Annotated in this window: 20 protein-coding genes, 1 tRNA gene and 1 riboswitch; of the genes, 7 read left to right on the top strand and 14 right to left on the bottom strand. The window is 65.2% G+C overall.

Features of this window, described 5'->3' with window-relative positions; genetic code table 11:
- Nucleotides 1–16: 16 nt before the first annotated feature.
- From F6X40_RS19850 to F6X40_RS19820, 7 genes are read right to left on the bottom strand one after another with little or no spacing between them, the layout of a single operon-like run.
- Nucleotides 17–1,741 carry a glycosyltransferase family 2 protein gene (locus F6X40_RS19850; RefSeq protein ID WP_187628935.1) on the bottom strand — a complete coding sequence of 575 codons (1,725 nt, stop codon included), beginning with the start codon at nt 1,739–1,741 and terminating at the stop codon, nt 17–19.
- Nucleotides 1,741–3,450 carry an AMP-binding protein gene (locus F6X40_RS19845; protein WP_187628975.1) on the bottom strand — a complete coding sequence of 570 codons (1,710 nt, stop codon included), beginning with the start codon at nt 3,448–3,450 and terminating at the stop codon, nt 1,741–1,743. Before F6X40_RS19845 ends, F6X40_RS19850 begins: the two co-directional genes overlap by 1 nt.
- Nucleotides 3,450–4,091, bottom strand: coding sequence for a hypothetical protein (locus tag F6X40_RS19840; RefSeq protein ID WP_262421487.1), 642 nt, complete (start codon nt 4,089–4,091; stop codon nt 3,450–3,452). The genes F6X40_RS19845 and F6X40_RS19840 overlap by 1 nt, the downstream gene beginning before the upstream one ends.
- 26 nt (nt 4,092–4,117) lie before the next feature.
- Entirely contained in the window at nt 4,118–4,369 is a 252-nt protein-coding gene (locus F6X40_RS19835; RefSeq protein ID WP_013090186.1) for an acyl carrier protein, read from the bottom strand.
- 2 nt (nt 4,370–4,371) lie between these two features.
- Nucleotides 4,372–4,671, bottom strand: a complete 300-nt coding sequence (locus F6X40_RS19830) for a phosphopantetheine-binding protein (protein WP_090801395.1) — start codon at nt 4,669–4,671, stop codon at nt 4,372–4,374.
- A complete protein-coding gene (locus F6X40_RS19825) occupies nt 4,646–5,440 on the bottom strand; it encodes a lysophospholipid acyltransferase family protein (RefSeq protein WP_187628933.1) in 795 nt (264 codons plus the stop codon). Before F6X40_RS19825 ends, F6X40_RS19830 begins: the two co-directional genes overlap by 26 nt.
- The gene (locus F6X40_RS19820) at nt 5,424–6,149 is read right to left on the bottom strand and encodes a beta-ketoacyl synthase chain length factor (RefSeq protein WP_187628932.1); all 726 of its coding nucleotides are present in this window, start codon (nt 6,147–6,149) and stop codon (nt 5,424–5,426) included. The genes F6X40_RS19825 and F6X40_RS19820 overlap by 17 nt, the downstream gene beginning before the upstream one ends.
- 494 nt (nt 6,150–6,643) lie before the next feature.
- Nucleotides 6,644–6,856, top strand: a riboswitch (yybP-ykoY riboswitch).
- Between the two features lie 11 nt (nt 6,857–6,867).
- On the opposite strand from F6X40_RS19820, the gene F6X40_RS19815 reads away from it, so the two are divergent.
- Nucleotides 6,868–7,440, top strand: a complete 573-nt coding sequence (locus F6X40_RS19815) for a TMEM165/GDT1 family protein (protein WP_187628931.1) — start codon at nt 6,868–6,870, stop codon at nt 7,438–7,440.
- A gap of 1 nt (nt 7,441) precedes the next feature.
- On the opposite strand, the gene F6X40_RS19810 is transcribed toward F6X40_RS19815, so the two are convergent.
- Entirely contained in the window at nt 7,442–8,137 is a 696-nt protein-coding gene (locus F6X40_RS19810; RefSeq protein ID WP_187628930.1) for a DUF4136 domain-containing protein, read from the bottom strand.
- A gap of 323 nt (nt 8,138–8,460) precedes the next feature.
- Between F6X40_RS19810 and pepN the strand changes: the two genes are divergently transcribed.
- The 5 genes from pepN (at nt 8,461) to F6X40_RS19785 (ending at nt 13,357) form a co-directional block, all read left to right on the top strand.
- Nucleotides 8,461–11,157 (top strand): aminopeptidase N, encoded by a 2,697-nt coding sequence (gene pepN / locus F6X40_RS19805; protein ID WP_187628929.1) that lies wholly within the window; start codon nt 8,461–8,463, stop codon nt 11,155–11,157.
- 197 nt (nt 11,158–11,354) lie between these two features.
- Complete coding sequence (locus tag F6X40_RS19800; protein WP_187628928.1) at nt 11,355–11,636, top strand: type II toxin-antitoxin system RelE/ParE family toxin; 282 nt, start codon at nt 11,355–11,357, stop codon at nt 11,634–11,636.
- 16 nt (nt 11,637–11,652) lie between these two features.
- Nucleotides 11,653–12,105 (top strand): HigA family addiction module antitoxin, encoded by a 453-nt coding sequence (locus F6X40_RS19795; RefSeq protein WP_090801406.1) that lies wholly within the window; start codon nt 11,653–11,655, stop codon nt 12,103–12,105.
- Between the two features lie 85 nt (nt 12,106–12,190).
- Nucleotides 12,191–13,207: a class 1 fructose-bisphosphatase gene (locus tag F6X40_RS19790; protein ID WP_184027398.1), complete on the top strand. Its 1,017-nt coding sequence runs from the start codon at nt 12,191–12,193 to the stop codon at nt 13,205–13,207.
- A 74-nt stretch (nt 13,208–13,281) separates the two neighbouring features.
- Nucleotides 13,282–13,357 (top strand) — tRNA-Thr (locus F6X40_RS19785).
- Between the two features lie 82 nt (nt 13,358–13,439).
- Here F6X40_RS19785 and F6X40_RS19780 read toward each other — a convergent pair.
- Together F6X40_RS19780 and F6X40_RS19775 are read right to left on the bottom strand one after the other, a co-directional pair.
- Nucleotides 13,440–13,874 (bottom strand): hypothetical protein, encoded by a 435-nt coding sequence (locus tag F6X40_RS19780; RefSeq protein ID WP_187628927.1) that lies wholly within the window; start codon nt 13,872–13,874, stop codon nt 13,440–13,442.
- A gap of 525 nt (nt 13,875–14,399) precedes the next feature.
- Nucleotides 14,400–15,380: an NmrA/HSCARG family protein gene (locus tag F6X40_RS19775; RefSeq protein ID WP_187628926.1), complete on the bottom strand. Its 981-nt coding sequence runs from the start codon at nt 15,378–15,380 to the stop codon at nt 14,400–14,402.
- A gap of 103 nt (nt 15,381–15,483) precedes the next feature.
- Here F6X40_RS19775 and F6X40_RS19770 point away from each other — a divergent pair, with 103 nt between their 5' ends.
- Entirely contained in the window at nt 15,484–16,383 is a 900-nt protein-coding gene (locus F6X40_RS19770; RefSeq protein WP_187628925.1) for a LysR family transcriptional regulator, read from the top strand.
- A 256-nt stretch (nt 16,384–16,639) separates the two neighbouring features.
- On the opposite strand, the gene F6X40_RS19765 is transcribed toward F6X40_RS19770, so the two are convergent.
- The 4 genes from F6X40_RS19765 to F6X40_RS19750 form a co-directional block, all read right to left on the bottom strand.
- Nucleotides 16,640–16,870, bottom strand: coding sequence for a hypothetical protein (locus F6X40_RS19765; protein WP_187628924.1), 231 nt, complete (start codon nt 16,868–16,870; stop codon nt 16,640–16,642).
- Between the two features lie 195 nt (nt 16,871–17,065).
- Nucleotides 17,066–17,443, bottom strand: coding sequence for a hypothetical protein (locus tag F6X40_RS19760; protein WP_187628923.1), 378 nt, complete (start codon nt 17,441–17,443; stop codon nt 17,066–17,068).
- The gene (locus tag F6X40_RS19755; RefSeq protein ID WP_187628922.1) at nt 17,424–17,831 is read right to left on the bottom strand and encodes a single-stranded DNA-binding protein; all 408 of its coding nucleotides are present in this window, start codon (nt 17,829–17,831) and stop codon (nt 17,424–17,426) included. Before F6X40_RS19755 ends, F6X40_RS19760 begins: the two co-directional genes overlap by 20 nt.
- Nucleotides 17,828–18,241 carry a hypothetical protein gene (locus F6X40_RS19750; RefSeq protein WP_187628921.1) on the bottom strand — a complete coding sequence of 138 codons (414 nt, stop codon included), beginning with the start codon at nt 18,239–18,241 and terminating at the stop codon, nt 17,828–17,830. Before F6X40_RS19750 ends, F6X40_RS19755 begins: the two co-directional genes overlap by 4 nt.
- Between the last annotated feature and the right edge of the window lie 77 nt (nt 18,242–18,318).

Genomic DNA, 18,318 nt, shown 5'->3' with positions numbered 1-18,318 from the left:
CCGCACATCGTTCAGATCATGGTCGGCCATTTGCGCCTCGCTCGGGGCTGGCCCAGAAATCGAAGAAATTGAACCATTGGTAAGGGGCCTTGCGGCAATAGTGTTCGAGGCGCAGCGCGTAGCGTTGCGCCCACGCTGCCAGATGCTGCGCGCGTTCGCGGCGCGGCAGCTCGATGCGCTCGGCGAACGGCTCGAAATACATGCGGTAACCGTCGCGTTCCTTCAGGCAGAAGAACAGGTAGACCGGACAGCCGAGCGCATGCGCGAGCACGTAGGGTCCTTGCGCGAAGCGCGCGCTCGCGCCGAGAAATTGCGCGTCGGTGGTGCGTCCCGCCTCGCGCGCCGGCACCCGATCGCCGACGATCACCAGCAGCTCGCCCGCATCGATGCGCTGCTGCATCAGCACCGCCGTCTCGGGACCGAAGTCGCCGACTTCGAGCAGATGCCGCGCGAAGTCGCGATTCGACGCCGCCAGCACCTCATTGAAGCGGCGCGCGTGCCCGGTGTAGACGACCGCCGTGACCTTCGCGTGTTCGCCGCGGATGGCGAGCGCGCGCATCATCTCCAGATTGCCGAGGTGCGCGCCGATCACGAGCGCGCCCTTGCCGCTCGCGATCAGTGCTTCGAACGCCGCAGGATCGTCGAACGTGACGTCGGTGTCGTCGACGCGGCCGGTCCATGCGGCGAGCTTGTCGAAGCCCGATTGCGCGAACGCGAGCATATGGCGATACGCGGACAGCCAGCCCGGGCGCGGCGTATCCGCCGACGGCGCGAGCGCGCTCAGATGCGCGAAGTAGTTGTCCGACGCGGCGCGCGCCGCGCGGCCCGTCAGCAGAAAATACGCGACGACCGGATGCAGCCACAGCGCGGTGAAGCGGCGGCCGAACAGCTTGCAGCTCAGCGCGAGCAGGCTCATGCCGAGGCGGCTGCCGCGTTCGGCGATGCGCCACCAGGCTTCGGGCCGGGCTTCATCGGCGGCGTCGGCCAGCGCGCCGCGGCGCGGCATCAGCTTGTGCGCGAGCAGCATCGGCAGACGCCACAGCATCCCGAACACGAGCCGCGTATGGCTGCGGCTGATTCGGACGTTGTCCCACAGCACGTCGAAATGCGACACGCCGTCGGCCGCGTAGGTCACGCGCGTCGGGATCGAGCGGAACGCGGCGCGGCGCCAGTAGAGACGCACGAGGATCTCGATGTCGAAGTCCATGCGCGTGGGCAGTCGCACGCTGTCGATCAGCTCGCACGCGAGCGCGAGCGGATACAGACGAAAGCCGCACATCGAATCGCGGATCGTCAGCGACAGCGTCTCGATCCACACCCACACGTGGGTCAGATAACGGCCGTACAGACGTGCCTTCGGCACGCTGTCGTCGTAGACCGGACGGCCGAGAATCAGCGCGCCGGGTTCGGCGCGCGCGGCATCGATGAAGCGCGGCACGTCGGTCGCATCGTGCTGGCCGTCGGCGTCGATCTGCAGCGCGTGCGTGTAGCCCGCGGCGCGCGCGGCGCGCAGGCCCGCCATCACTGCCGCGCCCTTGCCGCCGTTTGCCGGCAGACGCAGCAGCGTCATCTGCTGCGCGTATTGCAGCGCGAGCGCGGCGAGTACCCGCCGGGTCGGCGCGTCGCTGCCGTCGTCGACGACGAAGATCGGCAGGCCGTGCACCGCGAGATGCGCGACGCTCGCACCGATCGCGTCCTTGTGGTTGTAGATCGGAATGACGATGCAGGGCGCGAACGTCATCACGCGTCCTCCCGATGCACGAGCAAGCCCGACGCGCATTCGCGTCCGTCGAGCCGGTACGCGAACTGCACACGCCGGCGCGCGGCATCATAGGCGAGCGTGAGCTCGAGCACCGCACCGGGCGACACCGGCGCCATGAACTTCAGGCGTTCGACCGACGCCACCTCTCGCACGCGCGGCCAATGCCCGGCCGCGAGCCGCGCTGCCCAGTCGACCTGCACGACGCCCGGCAGAATCGGCAGACCCGGAAAGTGGCCGGCGAAATGCTGGAGTGACTGCGGCACGCGCAGCACGTAGTGCAGCGTGTCGCCGACGCGCATGTCGCCGACGCGCGTTTCGGCGAGCACTTCCATGCCCTCGGCGAGCGGCGCGAACGCGGCCGCAACCGCGCTCGCGGGCAGCTTGCCGCGCGCGTCGAATGGCAGGCTCACGCGAAAACGCCAATGACGCGGCAGCACGACCGCATCGAAGTAATCGGCCAGATGCCGGCGCAGCGTTTTCGCCAGCGCGACGCGGCCTTCGTCGCACAACGCAGCGCCGCCCGCTTCGGTCAGCGCGATCACCGCGCCGACGCGTTCGCGCGACGCGCCTATGAGCGGCACCAGCGCCGCCTGCGCGACATACGGATGCAGCGCGAGACGCGCCTCGAGTTCCGGCAGCGAGACGCGCTTGCCGCCGAGCTTCAGCACGCGGTCGAGGCGCCCTTGCAAGCGGAAGCGCCCGTCGGCATCGAACGCGATGCGATCGCCGGTGCGATGCCAGCCGTCGTGGTTGAGATGCGGCGAGCGCACGCACAGCGCGCCGTCGTCGTCGCGGCGCACCTCGGCGCCGGCGACCGGCTGCCAAGCGTCGCCCTGATCCTGACGCCGCCACGCAATGCCGCCGGTTTCCGTGCTGCCGTAGATTTCGAGCGGCGCCGCGCCGTAGCTCGCCGCATAGGCCAGCGCGGCGTCGGCCGCGAGCGGGCCACCCGACGAAAAGAACGCGCGCGGCGCGGGCGTAAGCGCGGCGAAGCCCGGCAACGCGGGCCAGCGCGACAGCTGCGCGGGCGTCGACACGACCGCCGTCGCGCCGCATTGCGCGATGCGCGCCTGCAGCTGCAGCGGCTCGACGCCGATCGCGCGATCGAAGGCGCGGCCGGCCGCGAGCGGCCACAACACGCGAAACAGCAAACCGTAGATGTGGTGATGCGGCACGCTCGCGAGCATCGTCGCGTCGCCGAGCAATGCGCCCCATTGCCGTTCGAGCGTGCGGACTTCGGCGTTGAATTGCGCGAGCGTCTTGCGGATCGGCTTCGGCGTGCCGCTGCTGCCGGATGTGTAGAGCGTCATCGGCGCATGGGCGTCGATCGGGTGGGCGGTGTGAGCCGTGCGATGCGTCGCTGCGACGAACGGCGGCAGATCCGCATCCGTCAGCAGGAAGTCGTAGGCGTGCGCGAGATCGGCGAGATAGCCCGGCGTTGCATTGGCCGGAATCACCGGCTCCTTGCCGCACGCGAACAGCGCGAACAATGCGCAGGCGAACTCGAACGGATCGTCGATACAGAGCGCGCAGCGCCGCGCGTCGGGCGTTCGCACGAGCTCGATCAAGCCCTCGACGCGCGCGCGAAACGCCGCGCGATCGAGCAGCACGGCGCCATCTCGGCACACCGGTGCGGCGGACGTCGCAAGCGCGGCATCGGCCGACAACAGATCGTGCAACGCGAGCATCAGGCGGCCTCCGAATCCGCTCGCGCGGCGCGCGGCAGCACGAACAGACGTCGCCATGCGTATTCGCCCGCCAGCAGCGCGCCGATCAGTCCGTAGGCGATCGCGCCGTTGTACAGCGACCAGGCCGCGCGGCTCCAATAGAGCGCGGTGTAGACGGAAAACGCGCCGTTCAGCACGAAGAAAACGCACCAGACCTGGGTCACGCGCCGCGTATAGCGCACCGCATCCGGCGGCAGATCGGGACTGCCGAGGCGCGCAAATTTTTCGATCATCGACGGCCCGCGCACGAGCGTCGCGCCGAACGCGATCAGCAAACCGAGATTGACGAGCGACGGATAGAAGCGCAGCAGCAGCTCGCTATCGGTGACGACGATCGTCGCCGATGCGCAGCTCAGCATCGCCACCACGCTCCAGTCGAGCGTGGAAAGCTGCCGCAGCGACATCGCAACCGGGCCGCCGCCGGCCCAGCGCTGCAGCCATAAAGTCACCAGCAGCATGCCGCCGACGAGACGCGGCGCGTCCCAGCGCCATGCGCACAAGATCAGCGCGGGGTAAGCGAGTTTCAGCAGCACCTGCAGGACGGTCCTGCTCCAGTGAGGCCGCGCGCCGGATTCGCTTGCGGCGGGACGTGGCTGCGACATCTGCGGGCGCGGGTGCGCGACCGGCATCAGCCTTGCGCCGCGAGCAGCGATTCGACCGCGCCGATCACGTCGCCGACCGTGCGCACAGATTTGAAGTTCTCCGGCTTGATGCGGCGGCCGGTCATCTCCTGCAGCTTGATCGCGAGATCGACCGCGTCGATGCTGTCGAGATCGAGGTCTTCGAACAGGTGAGCGTCGGGCGTCACGCGCTGCGGCTCGATCGCGAAATTTTCCTGAAAGATCGCGCGGATGCGCTCAAGAATCTCAGTCTCGGTCACGATCAAACCCCCTTCCTTGCGGTTTCGTTCGCAGCGTGCGCCGCTTCGCGCTGACTCTCGACCAACGCGGCAAGCGTGTTGATCGAGCGAAAGTGCTCGCGCGTGCGTTCGTCGTTCGCCACGATGGTCAATTGGTATTGTTTGCGCAGCACGATGCCGATTTCGAGCGCGTCGATCGAATCGAGACCGATGCCGTCGGAACCGAACAACGGGGCGTCGTCGTCGATATCGGCGGGGCTCAGGTCTTCGAGATCGAGGGCTTCGATCAGAAGCTTTTTAATTTCCAGTTTTAAAGAATCCATAGTCGAACAGGTGCTGGGTAATGTGGGCTTCTACGGCATTCGTCACGCTGCGCGCCGCGATGGCCGCGGTGGTGTCGTGCGCGGCCAGCTCGTCGACGCCAAGCGGCGCGAGCACGTTCACGCGCATCCGGAAAGCGCGCGCCGGCACGTCGTACCAGCGCATCTGCCGCGTGAACGCGGGCGGATCGCAATCCATCAATACCGGCACGATCGGCGCGCCGGCCTTCAGCGCCATGTGCGCGAATCCGCGCGAGAACGCGTGCAGCCGGTTCGGCGCCGGGCTGCGCGTGCCTTCCGGAAAAATGATCATCGTATAGCCGGCCGCGAGCTGCTTCGCGCCGGCCTCGACGAGCGCGATCGCGTCCGCGTTGCTCACGTATTCGGCCGCGCGCACGATGCCCCAGAAACACGGGTTGTGCCAGTGCGTGTGCTTCACGACGCAGCACGCGCGCGGCGTCAACGACAGCAGAACCATCACGTCGAGGTAAGTCGGGTGATTCGCGACGACGATCGCCGGCCCGCCCGTGCACAACGCCTCGGCGCCGGACACCTCGAGTTCCATCACGCCGAGACCGCGCAGCATCGCGACGAGCGCGCGGAAAAACCGCTGAATCACGACGGTCACCGCGCGCTGCCGCGAGGCGCGATGCGGCCACAGCCACGCGAGCGGAAACACGAGCACCGAAAACAGCACGCCGCACACGCCGAACGCGACGAAAGCGAGGCCAGTCGCGCAAAAACGCCACGCGTAATCAAGCCGCGCGCTCATCCCACCTCCAGTGCCACAGCGCGCCGGCGCGCTGCCAGCGCGCGGGCTGGCCGGTTTTGAGGCAGTGCAGCAGCGCCTCGCTCTGGGTCGGAAAGCTCGGGGCGTCGCTCAACGCGGATCGCGGGTCGCCGCGTTGCTCGACTACCTCCTCGTCAGCGCGGGTCAAAGAGCAAACAACGTGCCCAGCCGACGCATCTTTGTCGAGCAACACCGCGATCGCACCGCCGTGCACTTCGTCTTCGATCGTGCCGTACGCGAGATCGGCCGGTTCGTCGGCATACACGAGCAGCACCGGCGCATCCGGTTGCGTCGCGTATTGCGCATACGCTTCGAGCAGTGCATAGCCGAGCGTCTGCGCGCCAGCCGATACCGCGCTCGCGGCCGAGCGGTCGCCGCGCGCAATCCCGAACACGCCGGTCATCGCGTTCAACACCGACAGGCTGAAGGCGGTCGGCGATACCGGCTCGCCGGCGCTGATGCTGCGCAGGATGTCGGTGGTACGCCGCAACTCCCCGTGCCGCGAAGCGAACACCACGCGCGCGGGTGCCTGCGCGACGCAGTCGTGCGCGACCTTGAGCGCCACCTTGGACAGCGTGCTGAGACGCCGCCGCACGATCGGCTCGATGAAGCCGATATCGGGTGCGGCAGACGAGGTAGCCGGCCAGCTAGACCAGCGACCGACCGGAATGGTCCAGTGCAGATCGGGCATATTGGTGTTCGCGCGTGGAAACGGGGAAGGGGCTCAAGCGCCTGACGGAATACACAGCCGTCACGGCGAGCGCCGCCGCGCGGATCGGGAAGTTCCAACCCGGGACCGACCAGTCTGCCTGTCAGGGAATGCAGCACCGGCGATCGGGCCCGATTTGTCAGGCGCCCCTGACAATCGGTGTAGTGGATAGCGGCTCAGGCTCCTTTTGTGGCCGAATAGTACCGGGTATTTTGAATCAGATCGGCGAGGAAAGACGTATCCATCTGTATCCGCGCCTGTCACGCAACACATTGTTAGACGATTTGACAAGACCGGCCGCGACGACGCACCGGAAGGCGATCTCGTGCGTCGGCGCTGGCGCGACAATGCCGCCGGAACCGACGAAAAACCTTTCATTCGTCTTTCTTCGAATGCACCGCAGAGCGAAAACACCGACGCCGCGTCGTCCGTGCAAACAACATTCGTGGCAACGATGCGTCCGCGCCTGCTATACTCCGGCCCTCATTGGGGAGTAGCCGCCCCGCGGCACGTCCGCACCGCTTCGCCGGTGCGTCGCACGTGTGGTTCGCGGGGGCGCCTGTCAACAGACTTGGCCTGCACGGCCATGGCAGTCGCAGCCTCTGGCCTGGCGAGACCGATGATCCACACGCGCCGCAACAGGGCCCGGCGTGTCGTGGGTCGTCGCTCGTTCATCTTCGGCCCGAGGAATCCATTCAACGTGAATCAAGCTTTTCTGATTTCGACTGGAGCGGTCGCGCTCGCCGAGATCGGCGACAAGACGCAACTGCTGTCGCTCGTGCTGGCCGCGCGCTATCGCAAGCCCGTGCCGATCATTCTCGGCGTGCTCACGGCGACGCTGATCAATCACGCAGGAGCCGGCGCGCTCGGCGCGTGGCTCGGCTCGATGCTGACGCCGACCATCATGCGCTGGGCGCTGGCGGTGTCGTTTATCGGCATGGGGCTGTGGATTCTCGTGCCCGACAAGCTCGACGACGAGGAAGCCAACACGAACCGCACGCACTTCGGGGTGTTCGGCGCGACGGTCGTCACGTTCTTCCTCGCGGAAATGGGCGACAAGACGCAGATTGCGACGGTCGCCCTCGCCGCGCGCTTTCACGATTTCTTCGGCGTGGTGGCCGGCACGACGCTCGGCATGATGATCGCGAACGTGCCGGCGATCCTGCTCGGCGACCGCTTCGCGCATCGTCTGCCGACCAGGCTCGTGCACGGCATCGCCGCGGTGATGTTCGTCGTGCTCGGCGCGATGGCGTTGTACGGGGTCGGGGTCTGAGCTACTGCGCGGCCTTCGGCGCCGACGCCGCGCCCGCGGGGGGCGTGGCCGCCGGCAGCGACACTTCGTTGGCGTCCGCGCCGCCACCGCCGCCGAGCGGAATCTTCACGGTGCGCACCGCGCCGTTGGCCAGCGGGAAATCAGCCAGCGCGCTACGCGCCAGATATGGCATTGCCCGCACCAGCGACGACTCCTCGCCGACATTGCGCGCCGTGACGTTGTAGACCTCCCGGCCGCTCGCGCGCTCGGTGATCCGGATGCCGAGCAGATGCGTGAACACCGGGTAGCTCTGGTTCACGTACGTCGCCGGGAAAGGTCCCCACGGTCCCCACGGATCGAACGGCCGGCCCCAGTAAGGACCGGGCCACGGGTTGTAGTAGACCGGCTGCGCGACGGTCACGATGTCCGAGCGCATGCCATAGGCGAGCTCGACCAGATAGCGCGCGTCGTCGTGCGAGACTTCGCGGAACGCGTGCAAGGCGAGCTCGTTCGCGACGATCCGCTCGTACGCGCTCAGCTCGAGATTGTTCTTCTGATCCTCGTGCCGCGTGAACGCATAGGTGCGCGTCGCGTCGCTTCCGCTCCAGTCCGAGAACGCCGTGACCTGCGTGGTCACGTAGGTCGTGCAGCCGGACAGCAGCGCCGTCAGCGCGACGAACAGCAGCGCGACGCGGCGGGTCCATCGATCGATGTTCATGGTCTGCCTCGTGATGCCTCTGATTGCATCTATTCTGCTTCAGTTAAAACTCTGCTTCAGTCGAGATTATTCCGTCGCGCGATCCGCTGCCCGGCGGACGATGCCGGCGCTCCGCCACGCGTGGCGCCCGATAATACGCTGACCTCGCCAGCCGGTAAAAGGTTCTTCCCCGGTCCGTCGAAAGCGGCAGCGCTACCCGGCGCCGAGACTCGGCCCCCTTCCCTTCCGCACGATTGCCCGAGGCTTTGTACAATGAGTCGACCAACCCCGGCTCGCGCGCCGTTTGCGCGCCCGACCGCTCGAGTACACCACCACAGAACGCCATGGCCGATACCGCAACGCCCAATGTGATCCGCCGCGCCGATTACGCGCCGCCCGCCTTCCTGATCGACACCGTCGCACTGGAGTTCGATCTGGTCCCCGAACGCACGGTCGTCAGGAACACGATGCGTGTTCGCCGCAACCCGGATGCGTTGCGCGCCGCTCATCTCGAACTGATGGGCGAGCAACTGGAGTTCGTCAGCGCCGCGATCGACGGCAAGCCATTCCCGAACGCGCACCCCCACGAGCACGGCCTGCTGCTCGACGAGGTGCCGGACAGCTTCGAGCTGACCCTCACCAGCATCTGCAATCCCGCGGAAAACACCACGCTGTCGGGGCTGTATGTGTCGAGCGGCAACTTCTTCACGCAGTGCGAGGCCGAGGGCTTTCGCCGCATCACCTATTTCCTCGACCGCCCCGACGTGATGGCGAGCTTCACGGTCACGCTGCGCGCGAGCAAGGCCGACTATCCGGTGCTGCTGTCGAACGGCAATCTTCTGGAACAAGGCGAGTTGCCCGACGGCCGCCATTTCGCGCGCTGGGAAGACCCGTTCAGGAAGCCGAGCTATCTGTTCGCGCTCGTCGCGGGCAAGCTCGTCGCGCTCGAAGAACGCGTGAAGACCGGCTCAGGCAAGGAAAAGCTGCTGCAGGTCTGGGTCGAGCCGCACGATCTCGACAAGACCCGTCACGCGATGGATTCGCTGATCCACTCGATCCGCTGGGACGAACAGCGCTTCGGGCTCGAGCTCGATCTGGACCGCTTCATGATCGTCGCGGTCAGCGACTTCAACATGGGCGCGATGGAAAACAAGGGGCTCAACATCTTCAACACGAAGTACGTGCTCGCGAACCCCGAAACGGCCACCGACACCGACTTCTCGAACATCGAGGCGGTGGTCGGCCACGAGTACTTCCACAACTGGACCGGCAATCGCGTGACCTGCCGCGACTGGTTCCAGCTGAGCCTGAAGGAAGGCCTGACGGTGTTCCGCGACCAGGAGTTCTCGGCCGACATGGCGGGCGGCGCCACCGACGAAGCCGCGCGCGCGACCAAGCGCATCGAGGACGTGCGGGTGCTGCGCCAGATGCAGTTCGCCGAGGACGCGGGCCCGATGGCGCATCCGGTGCGCCCGGAAAGCTACGTCGAGATCAACAACTTCTACACGATGACCGTCTACGAGAAAGGCTCGGAAGTCGTGCGGATGTATCAGACGCTGTTCGGCCGCGACGGCTTTCGCCACGGCATGGACCTGTACTTCAAGCGTCACGACGGCCAGGCCGTGACCTGCGACGACTTCCGTCACGCGCTCGCCGACGCGAACGGCCGCGACCTCGCGCAGTTCGAGCGCTGGTATAGCCAGGCCGGCACGCCGCGCGTGTCGGTGCGCACGCGCTACGACGCCGCGCAGCAGCGCTACAGCGTGACACTGCGCCAGGGCTACGGCGATGCCGTGCCGGCCGCGCGCGAAACGCAGAAGGGGCCGCTGCTGATTCCGTTCGCGATCGGTCTGATCGGCAAGGACGGCCGCGATCTGCCGCTGCAGCTCGACGGCGAGGCGAAGGCGTCGGCGTCGACCACGCGCGTGCTCGAATTCACGCAGACCGAGCAGACCTTCACGTTCGTCAACGTCGGGCAGGAACCGCTGCCGTCGCTGCTACGCAATTTCTCGGCGCCGGTGATCGTCGAATACGACTACACGGGCGAACAGCTCGCGTTCCTGCTCGCGCACGACAGCGATCCGTTCAACCGCTGGGAAGCCGGCCAGCGGCTTGCCACGCGCGAGTTGCTCGCGCTGGCCGCGCGCGCGGCCACGGGCGCGGCGCTGCAGTTCGACGACTCGGTGGTCGCCGCGTTCGCGCGCGTTTTGACCGACGAGACGCTCTCGCCGGTGTTCCGCGAGCTCGCACTGATGCTGCCGTCCGAAGCGTATCTCGCCGAGCAGATGGCCGAATCGAATCCGGCCGCGGTGTACGCGGCACGGCAGTTCGTGCGCAAGCGCCTCGCGAATGCGCTGCGTGACGACTGGCTGAAGGTCTACGAGCAGCATCGCACGCCGGGCGCCTATGAAACGACGCCCGAGGCCGCCGGTCATCGCGCGCTGAAGAATCTGGCGCTGTCGTATCTGACCGAACTCGACGACTCCGCGGACGCCGTGCGTCTCGCGGCCGCGCAATATGAAACCGCGAACAACATGACCGACCGCGCGGCCGCGCTGTCGGCACTGCTCAACGCGGCCGCGCCGCAAGGCGGCAGCCCCGAGGCGCAGCACGCGCTCGACGACTTCTATCGACGCTTCGAGAAGGAGCCGCTCGTCATCGACAAATGGTTCGCGTTGCAGGCCACCCAGCGCGGCGGCGCACGACATCCGGTGATCGATACGGTGCGCAAGCTGATGACGCATCCGGCCTTCAACCTGAAGAACCCGAACCGGGCGCGTTCGCTGATTTTCAGCTTCTGCGCGGCCAACCCCGCACAGTTCCACGCGGCAGATGGCTCCGGCTACGCATTCTGGGCCGAGCAGGTGATCGCGCTCGACGCGCTCAATCCGCAGGTGGCCGCGCGCCTCGCGCGCTCGCTCGAACTGTGGCGACGCTTCACGCCGGCGCTGCGCGACAGCATGCGCGCGGCGCTCGAGAAAGTGGCCGCACAGGTCAAGTCGCGCGACGTGCGCGAGATCGTCGAGAAGGCGTTGGCGTGATGCCTCTCTGAGTTCCCGGGTCACATCGGAAAGCCGGCACGCGTTGCCGGCTTTTTTTTCGCGCTGTTTTCAGCTGCGTTCACGCGCTCGTGTCGCGCCGTTAGCCGTTTGGCCGACTGTTCATCGGACCTCGCCGGGCAGAAAGTATACGTACAGGTTTGATGGTTTACATTTAACGCAACACGTTATACGATTCGATGATCACGACATTCGCAGACAAGGCCACCGCAAGAATTTTCCAGGGCAGGTTCGTGCATTCGTTGCCACGCTCGATCCAGGCGCTAGCGCATCGCAAGTGGCTGATGATCGACGCCGCGAGCTCCGACTCGAATTTGCACGCGCCGCCCGGAAACCGGCTCGAAGCCTTGCAAGGCCAGCGCAGCGGGCAATGGAGCATCCGCATCAATGCGCAGTGGCGCATCTGTTTTCACTTCGTCGGCGAGGACGCGCTGAATGTCGAGATCATCGACTATCACTGACTACTGGGAGACCGACATGGTCATCAAACGCTCCGCGCTCAACAGCATCGATTTCTCCGACATCGATACGGGCGCGGCCATTGCCGAGATCCATCCGGGCGAAATTCTGCGCAGCGAGTTCCTCGAGCCGCTCGGCATGTCCGTCAACGCGCTCGCGCTCGCGCTGCGGGTGCCGGCGCCGCGCATCAACGACGTCGTGCGCGGCCGCCGCGCAATCTCCGCCGATACCGCGCTGCGGCTCGAGCGCTACTTCGGCGCCAGCGCGCAGTTCTGGCTCAATCTGCAAATCGCCTACGACCTGCGCGTCGCCACCGCCGCCGCCGGCGAGCAGATCGAACGGGAAATCGAACCGATGCCGCGCGCCGAGCGCCCGAAACTGCCCCGCGTGCCGGCCGGACACGCCCGGGCCGCGGCCCTCGCGGCCAGCGTCAGCGGCACCGTCTCGGCCAAGGCGCGCCGCAAGACCTGAAGCCGGCCGTGCAACCAAAAGCACGGAGCCGACACAAACGAGCGGTTAAAATCCCATCATTCTTCTAGCCTTCCGGAGTACAGCAATGTCTTTGCAACGTCGTACCACTCTCACGAAGTACCTGATCGAGCAGCAGCGCGAAACCAACAACCTGCCCGCCGACCTGCGCCTGCTGATCGAAGTCGTCGCGCGCGCGTGCAAGGCGATCAGCTACCACGTCAGCAAGGGCGCGCTCGGCGATGCGCTCGGCTCGGCGGGCAGCGAAAACGTCCAGGGAGAAGTGCAGAAGAAGCTCGACATCCTCTCGAACGAAATTCTGCTCGAGGCGAACGAATGGGGCGGCAACCTCGCGGGCATGGCCTCCGAGGAAATGGAACAATTCTTCCCGATTCCGGCCAACTATCCGAAGGGCGAATATCTGCTCGTGTTCGATCCGCTCGACGGCTCGTCGAACATCGACGTGAACGTGTCGATCGGTACGATCTTCTCGGTGCTGCGCTGCCCGGACGGCCATCAGGCCACCGAGCAATCGTTCCTGCAGCCGGGCACGCAGCAGGTCGCCGCGGGCTATGCGGTGTACGGCCCGCAAACGGTGCTCGTGCTGACCACCGGTAACGGCGTGAACTGCTTCACGCTCGATCGCGAGCTCGGCTCGTGGGTGCTCACGCAAAGCGACATGCGCATTCCCGTCGAAACGCGCGAGTACGCGATCAACGCGTCGAACGAACGCCACTGGTATCCGCCGGTTCAGCAATACATCGGCGAGCTGAAAGCGGGCAAGGAAGGTTCGCGTCAGGCCGACTTCAACATGCGCTGGATCGCGTCGATGGTCTCCGACGTGCATCGCATCCTGAGTCGCGGCGGCATCTTCATGTACCCGGCCGACAAGCGCACGCCGGACAAGCCGGGCAAGCTGCGTCTGATGTACGAAGCGAATCCGATGGCGTTCATCGTCGAGCAGGCGGGCGGCGCCGCAACCAACGGCGAGAAGCGCATTCTCGACATCCAGCCGAAGAGCCTGCACGAGCGCGTCGCGGTGTTCCTCGGCTCGAAGAACGAGGTCGATCGCGTGACCCGCTATCACCTCGAAGCGAAGAAGTGATCTCGAAAGAAAAAAATGCCTCAAGGGGCTTGTCAAGGCACTAAAGTAGTCCCTATAATTTCGTTTCTCCTGATGCCGGAATAGCTCAGACGGTAGAGCAGCGCATTCGTAATGCGAAGGTCGGGGGTTCGATTCCTCTTTCCGGCACCAATGAATTCAAGCAGTTAGCCCAGCCCTTACCGGCTGGGCTTTTTGTTTCCTGAATCCGTGTAAGTGCGGGTGTAAGTCTTTTTCAGCAATGGACGGCAGCCCGCGACGGCTCCCCCCACGTGACGGAATGTCGCACCCACGTCCCAGCGTTCGCCGTTTCGAGTGCCACCATCGCGCGGTACGCCTTGCGCCGGAATCGCCGCACGCGCCTGTAAAACCCGTCGCGGCTGACTTCCTGTGCCGCCGCAGCCTCTTTGACGCAGCGCGCGGGGTGCAGGTAGAAAATCAGAAATGAGATTTTGGCCGGGCTGTCGGGCTGCGCCGAAACCGCCGTGTTGAATAGCGAAAGCTGGGGACTCATCTGCGCGTCTGGCACGTCGCGTACCGGGCCGGGCTGCATCCGGGCAAGGATGCCGGGGGGCACCCGTGGAGCACCAAGATAGCGTCGCGAGCGGCACCATGCCGCCCAGCGCAAACAGAGCTCGTGCAAGTCGTTGTCGTTCAAGTTTTCCCGCATGACCGTTCCCCCTCGTTCGCGACGCGTTATGCGATTCAGCCTGACGTCAGACTAACGTACACCTCAGCCTGACAGGCTTTCGGGCTTTCGACTTGGGGACAGCTCTGCGTTTGTCGAAAGGCGGGGATCGGCCGATACTGTTGAAAAAGTCGCTGGCCGTCTCTATCGGGAGGTTTTCGGGTGTCTTCTTACCCTTGGCCGGGCTGCGCGAGCGGTTTGTAGGCCGATCTGAGAGGTCGATTTTCGCGCAGGAAAACTGAAAAATCCGCGCAGCGACTTTTTCAACACTATCGGCCAACAGCGGTCGGTCATAGTTGACCGCTTTCGGGGTTCCTGCTCGCTTTACAGGAACCCGGAAGGACGCCGGCCAGATGTCAACTTCCTGCACCGCGGCCCATTTCGCCGCCGGAGCCGTGGAGCATTTTTTTGCGATAAGAAATACTGGTCGAGCTTTACCTCGGAAGGGCGTATGTTGATAAGCCCTCCGAGCCAGACGGCCTTTTAGTCGACCGCGTGCGTAATCGTCTATAAACCCGTTGCAACCCGGAAGCTGGTGAGTTCTCCACGCCAACCACTGCGCCGCAGAAAACCTTCCCATGTCAGTGCGTCGGGATCGTTTCGCCGGCTCCACGTCAAGTCTCGTTCTGGCGCGTAGTACCCGTATTCGACCGCATAGGTAACCATTCCCACAAGTTCGCGCACCAGCCACTCATCGGCACCGAACGCGGGAAAGTGACGTAGTAATTCCTCGCGCGTATACGCTGAGGCGTAGTGCGCACGCCGGCCTGTTACGCGGACGAAGGTGTCCACAATCTCGCGCGCGGTCAGGACCTCACCGATCACCGGCAGGGTTTGGCCGGAATAAGACTCCGGCTCGTCAAATTGCGCCAGAACCGCGGGACCGGTTGCGGTCAGCGGATCGACAAATGGCACGGGCGTATCTGGCGGCAGATAGACGGCGAAGCTGAGGCTGTCGTCGGTTTCCGGCCGTGGTACGTAGTACTCAAGGAAGTTGCTGTAGAAAAAAGCGAGCTGGATGAAGGAGCTGCGCAGCGGCAGCGTGCGCAAGTATGCCTCCACCAAGGCCTTTTCGGTGAAGTGTGGCGCCCACAGGGTGCCCCCCGTGCGAGCCTCAACGTTTTCGAGGCTGCTCCAGACAATATGCTCCACGCCCGCGGCGAGCGCCGCATCAGCCAACTCGAGCCCCAGCGCCAATTCGGGGCGGCCCGGCGGCGGCACGGGCGCTATTGGCGGTGTCATCAGGAAGGCACCGTACGAGCCGCGCATAGCCGCGGCAAGCTCGGCTTGGCGACCCGCCTCCAACGGCGCGATGACGATCTCGGCGCCGCGCTGGGCCAGTTCGCGCATGGGTGCGCTATCTGCACTTCGTGCGAGAGCGCGCACGCGGTAGCGACCGCTATCCAGCAGGGCGCAGGCCACGCTGCGGCCTTGCTTGCTGGAGGCGCCAGCGACGGTGATCAAGGGCAATGGTGCAAAAGGCGTCATGAGACTCTCCATACAGGCACGCAACACGCGCGCCGACATGTGCAGTCTGGACAAAAAATGCTATAGAGTGAAATCGTCAATCTCTTGCTCTACTATCCATGCCATGGATACCAAACGCATAGACCTGAACCTGTTGGTCACCCTCGAAGCCTTGCTCGCAGAGCAAAACGTGACGCGCGCTGCCCGCCGCCTACACCTTAGCCAACCAGCGGTAAGTGCGCAGCTCGCACGCTTGCGCGACCTGTTTGGTGACCCGTTGCTGATCCCGGCGCAACGCGGCATGACTCCCACGGCGAAAGCCGACGAACTGCTGGCGCCCTTGTGCAATGCGCTTGATCAATTGCGTGCAACGGTGATCCAGCATGGCCATTTCGATCCCGCGCGGGCGCAACTAACTATGGCTATCGCCTGCACCGACTATCTACAGGCTGCGCTTGTGCAGCCGCTACTCCTGGAGCTTCGACAACAGGCGCCTGGTGTGCGGATAGCGTTGCGTATGCTGGACGTTCCGCAACTGCCAACGCAAATGGCTCACGGCGAGGTCGACCTCGCGTTTATGACGCCCAGTGACGCCCCGACTGGCCTGCGCAGCCGCCACCTGTTTAACGAACGCTACGTGATGATAGGCCGCCGCGACCATCCCAAGCTGCGACGAAAGCTCACGGTTTTGCAGTTCGCGCAGCTTGAGCATGTCATCGTGTCGCTACGCGGCGGCGACTTCGTCACGCCCGTGGACGACGCGTTGGCGGCCCTAGGCCTTCGGCGCAACGTGGTGCTGTCCGCGGCCTCCTTCCTGTTTGTGCTGGATATCGTGTCCCGCTCCGACCTCGTTGCTCTAGTGCCGCAACGGCTTGTGCGCGATCACACCGATGCATTGCGGATCGTAGAATGCCCGATTTCCGTTCCGGGCTTCGAGGTGGGCATGCTGTGGCATGAGCGCAGTCACGGACACACCGGCCATCGCTGGGTGCGCGAGATCCTTAGGGCGTTGGTCGCCGGGTGAGGCGGGTCTGCAAAGGGCGGGGCGGAACGGCCGTCTCACGGCGGTCTAAGCACGCGCGCAACGACTGAGTTGACAGGCAATCTGGTTAATTTGAATGACCCCTTTTCAGCGATCAGACTGAGGGGAACAATGTCTGTAACGGGTCGATCCGCGACATTCGAACCGCCCGCCAAAGCGCCTGACGTTCGTAAAAGTCCAAATCTTCAGGGCCTTCCTGGGCGCGCGATGCGAGTGGGCTACGGCGCGCCCTCGCGGCTCACCTTGGCGCGATGGCTCCGCGCAGCACTTCGATAACGGCGACGGCCTGAGCGTCTGTCAGGCCACCCGATGCAATCGCCTTGGCGTTGCCGATGGCATCGAACTGCCCGGCCTTGCCCTCACGCTGCAAACGGAACGCATCGGCGCTCGCGCGCACGATGGCCGCCGCGCCTTCAATGGGTAGGCCCACTTTTACAAGCGTTGCAACCTGGTTGAATTCGTCAGTCATCTAATCCTCGTCAATGAAAAATACCCGCGCGCCCACAATCGGTAAACGCGCAGGCGTCAAAAGGCGGGCCGCCGCCGTCGTGCCAGAATCAGCGGCCCACTATCCAGCCTACCAGACCACGAACGACGGTTTCAGCCGGTCGCGTCCGACACGGTGCGCACTTGCGCGCGCGCACGCGTGAGATGACTGCAAACCTTACGACTCTTTGTCGAAAGGCTCAAGTGAGTCTCGGGTAACCCTAATGCCAGTCCCGTTCAGGCGATAGACCTTGATTGCAACCGTGTAGGGGCCATTCTTGTTGCCAGGCCGCAGCGAGTGCAGGATTTCATTCCGCGCGTGCCGCACGCGACGCTCAAAATCACGGGCTTCGTCCGGGGTCTCGTCGCGCGCAACGCCGCACGCCCGCGAAACCAATCGGTTGAATGCCTTGCTCATCGACTCGCCGCGCTCCCGCTGCGCCGCCAGTGCCGCGCGCGCCTCGCCGCTCACGTAGAGCGAAACACGCGAGAAACCCGCCGTCTTGAGCATTTGGCGATGCCGCTTCATCCGTTCGTCAAAAGTCGAGTTCGTCATCTGTCAGCCCTCCGGTAACGTCTGCGGGCTGCCGTCTGTCCTGAGACGGTCGGCGGCCCTGCTGCACGGCGGCGCGGCGCTTCGTGACATGGTAGGGAGACAGCACCGCCGTTGCCGTCAACCGCACCTGCGCCCGTGGCTCTCCCTGCGCGGGCGTCCAGACGCCAACGGACAGCGAACCGCATAGCGCGATGCTGTCGCCGTCGCCCAGCGCCAGCAATGCGACCTTCGCGGTATCGGCAAAGCAAATCACATTCACGAACTGCGCTTCGCCGTCGCCCGTACCACAACGCAGCGTCGCCGTCACGAACGTTTTGCCGCTGCCGTTGCTCGCGGTACGCTGCTGCGGCTTGCCGTGCAAGCGGCCAGAAACCAAGGCGTCAATCATTCGGCCACCTCCACCGTTCCACGCTCGCGGACCACGGCGCACCAGACACCAATCGAGGATTCGCACGTCCATTCGAACACGAGCCATTCAGCCGTGCGCGCACCACCCACCAGCACCAGCGCGGGCCAGATGGCGCGCCACGGGCTGCGGTCGGCGCGCACAAACAGTGCGGGCAGGTCGCCGCTTGCCTGCGCCTGCGCCACACATTGCCGCCACCACATCGCAACGTCTCCGCGCGGCGCGCTCTTGACCCGTTTGCATTCGATTGCCCATTCGCTAATTCCCAGCAAGTCGGAATCGTTCGGATGCTGGCGGACTCGCCGCCGAACGTCCGCGCCGAGTTCATCCGCCAGCAGGTGTGCCAATTCGCGTTCGCCACTGCCGCCCTTCGTTCTGCTTGCCAATCCCATGCTCTGCGCTCCGCACGTGGTATCGCTCCACGCTGAAAATTACGTTTGTCCCAGGCGGCGGGGTCTCACAACACTCA

The sequence above is a fragment of the Paraburkholderia sp. UCT31 genome (assembly GCF_014397655.1).
GTDB lineage: Bacteria > Pseudomonadota > Gammaproteobacteria > Burkholderiales > Burkholderiaceae > Paraburkholderia > Paraburkholderia tuberum.
The sequence above is the reverse complement of the archived record's forward strand: the minus strand, read 5'-3'. Positions and strand labels throughout refer to the sequence as shown.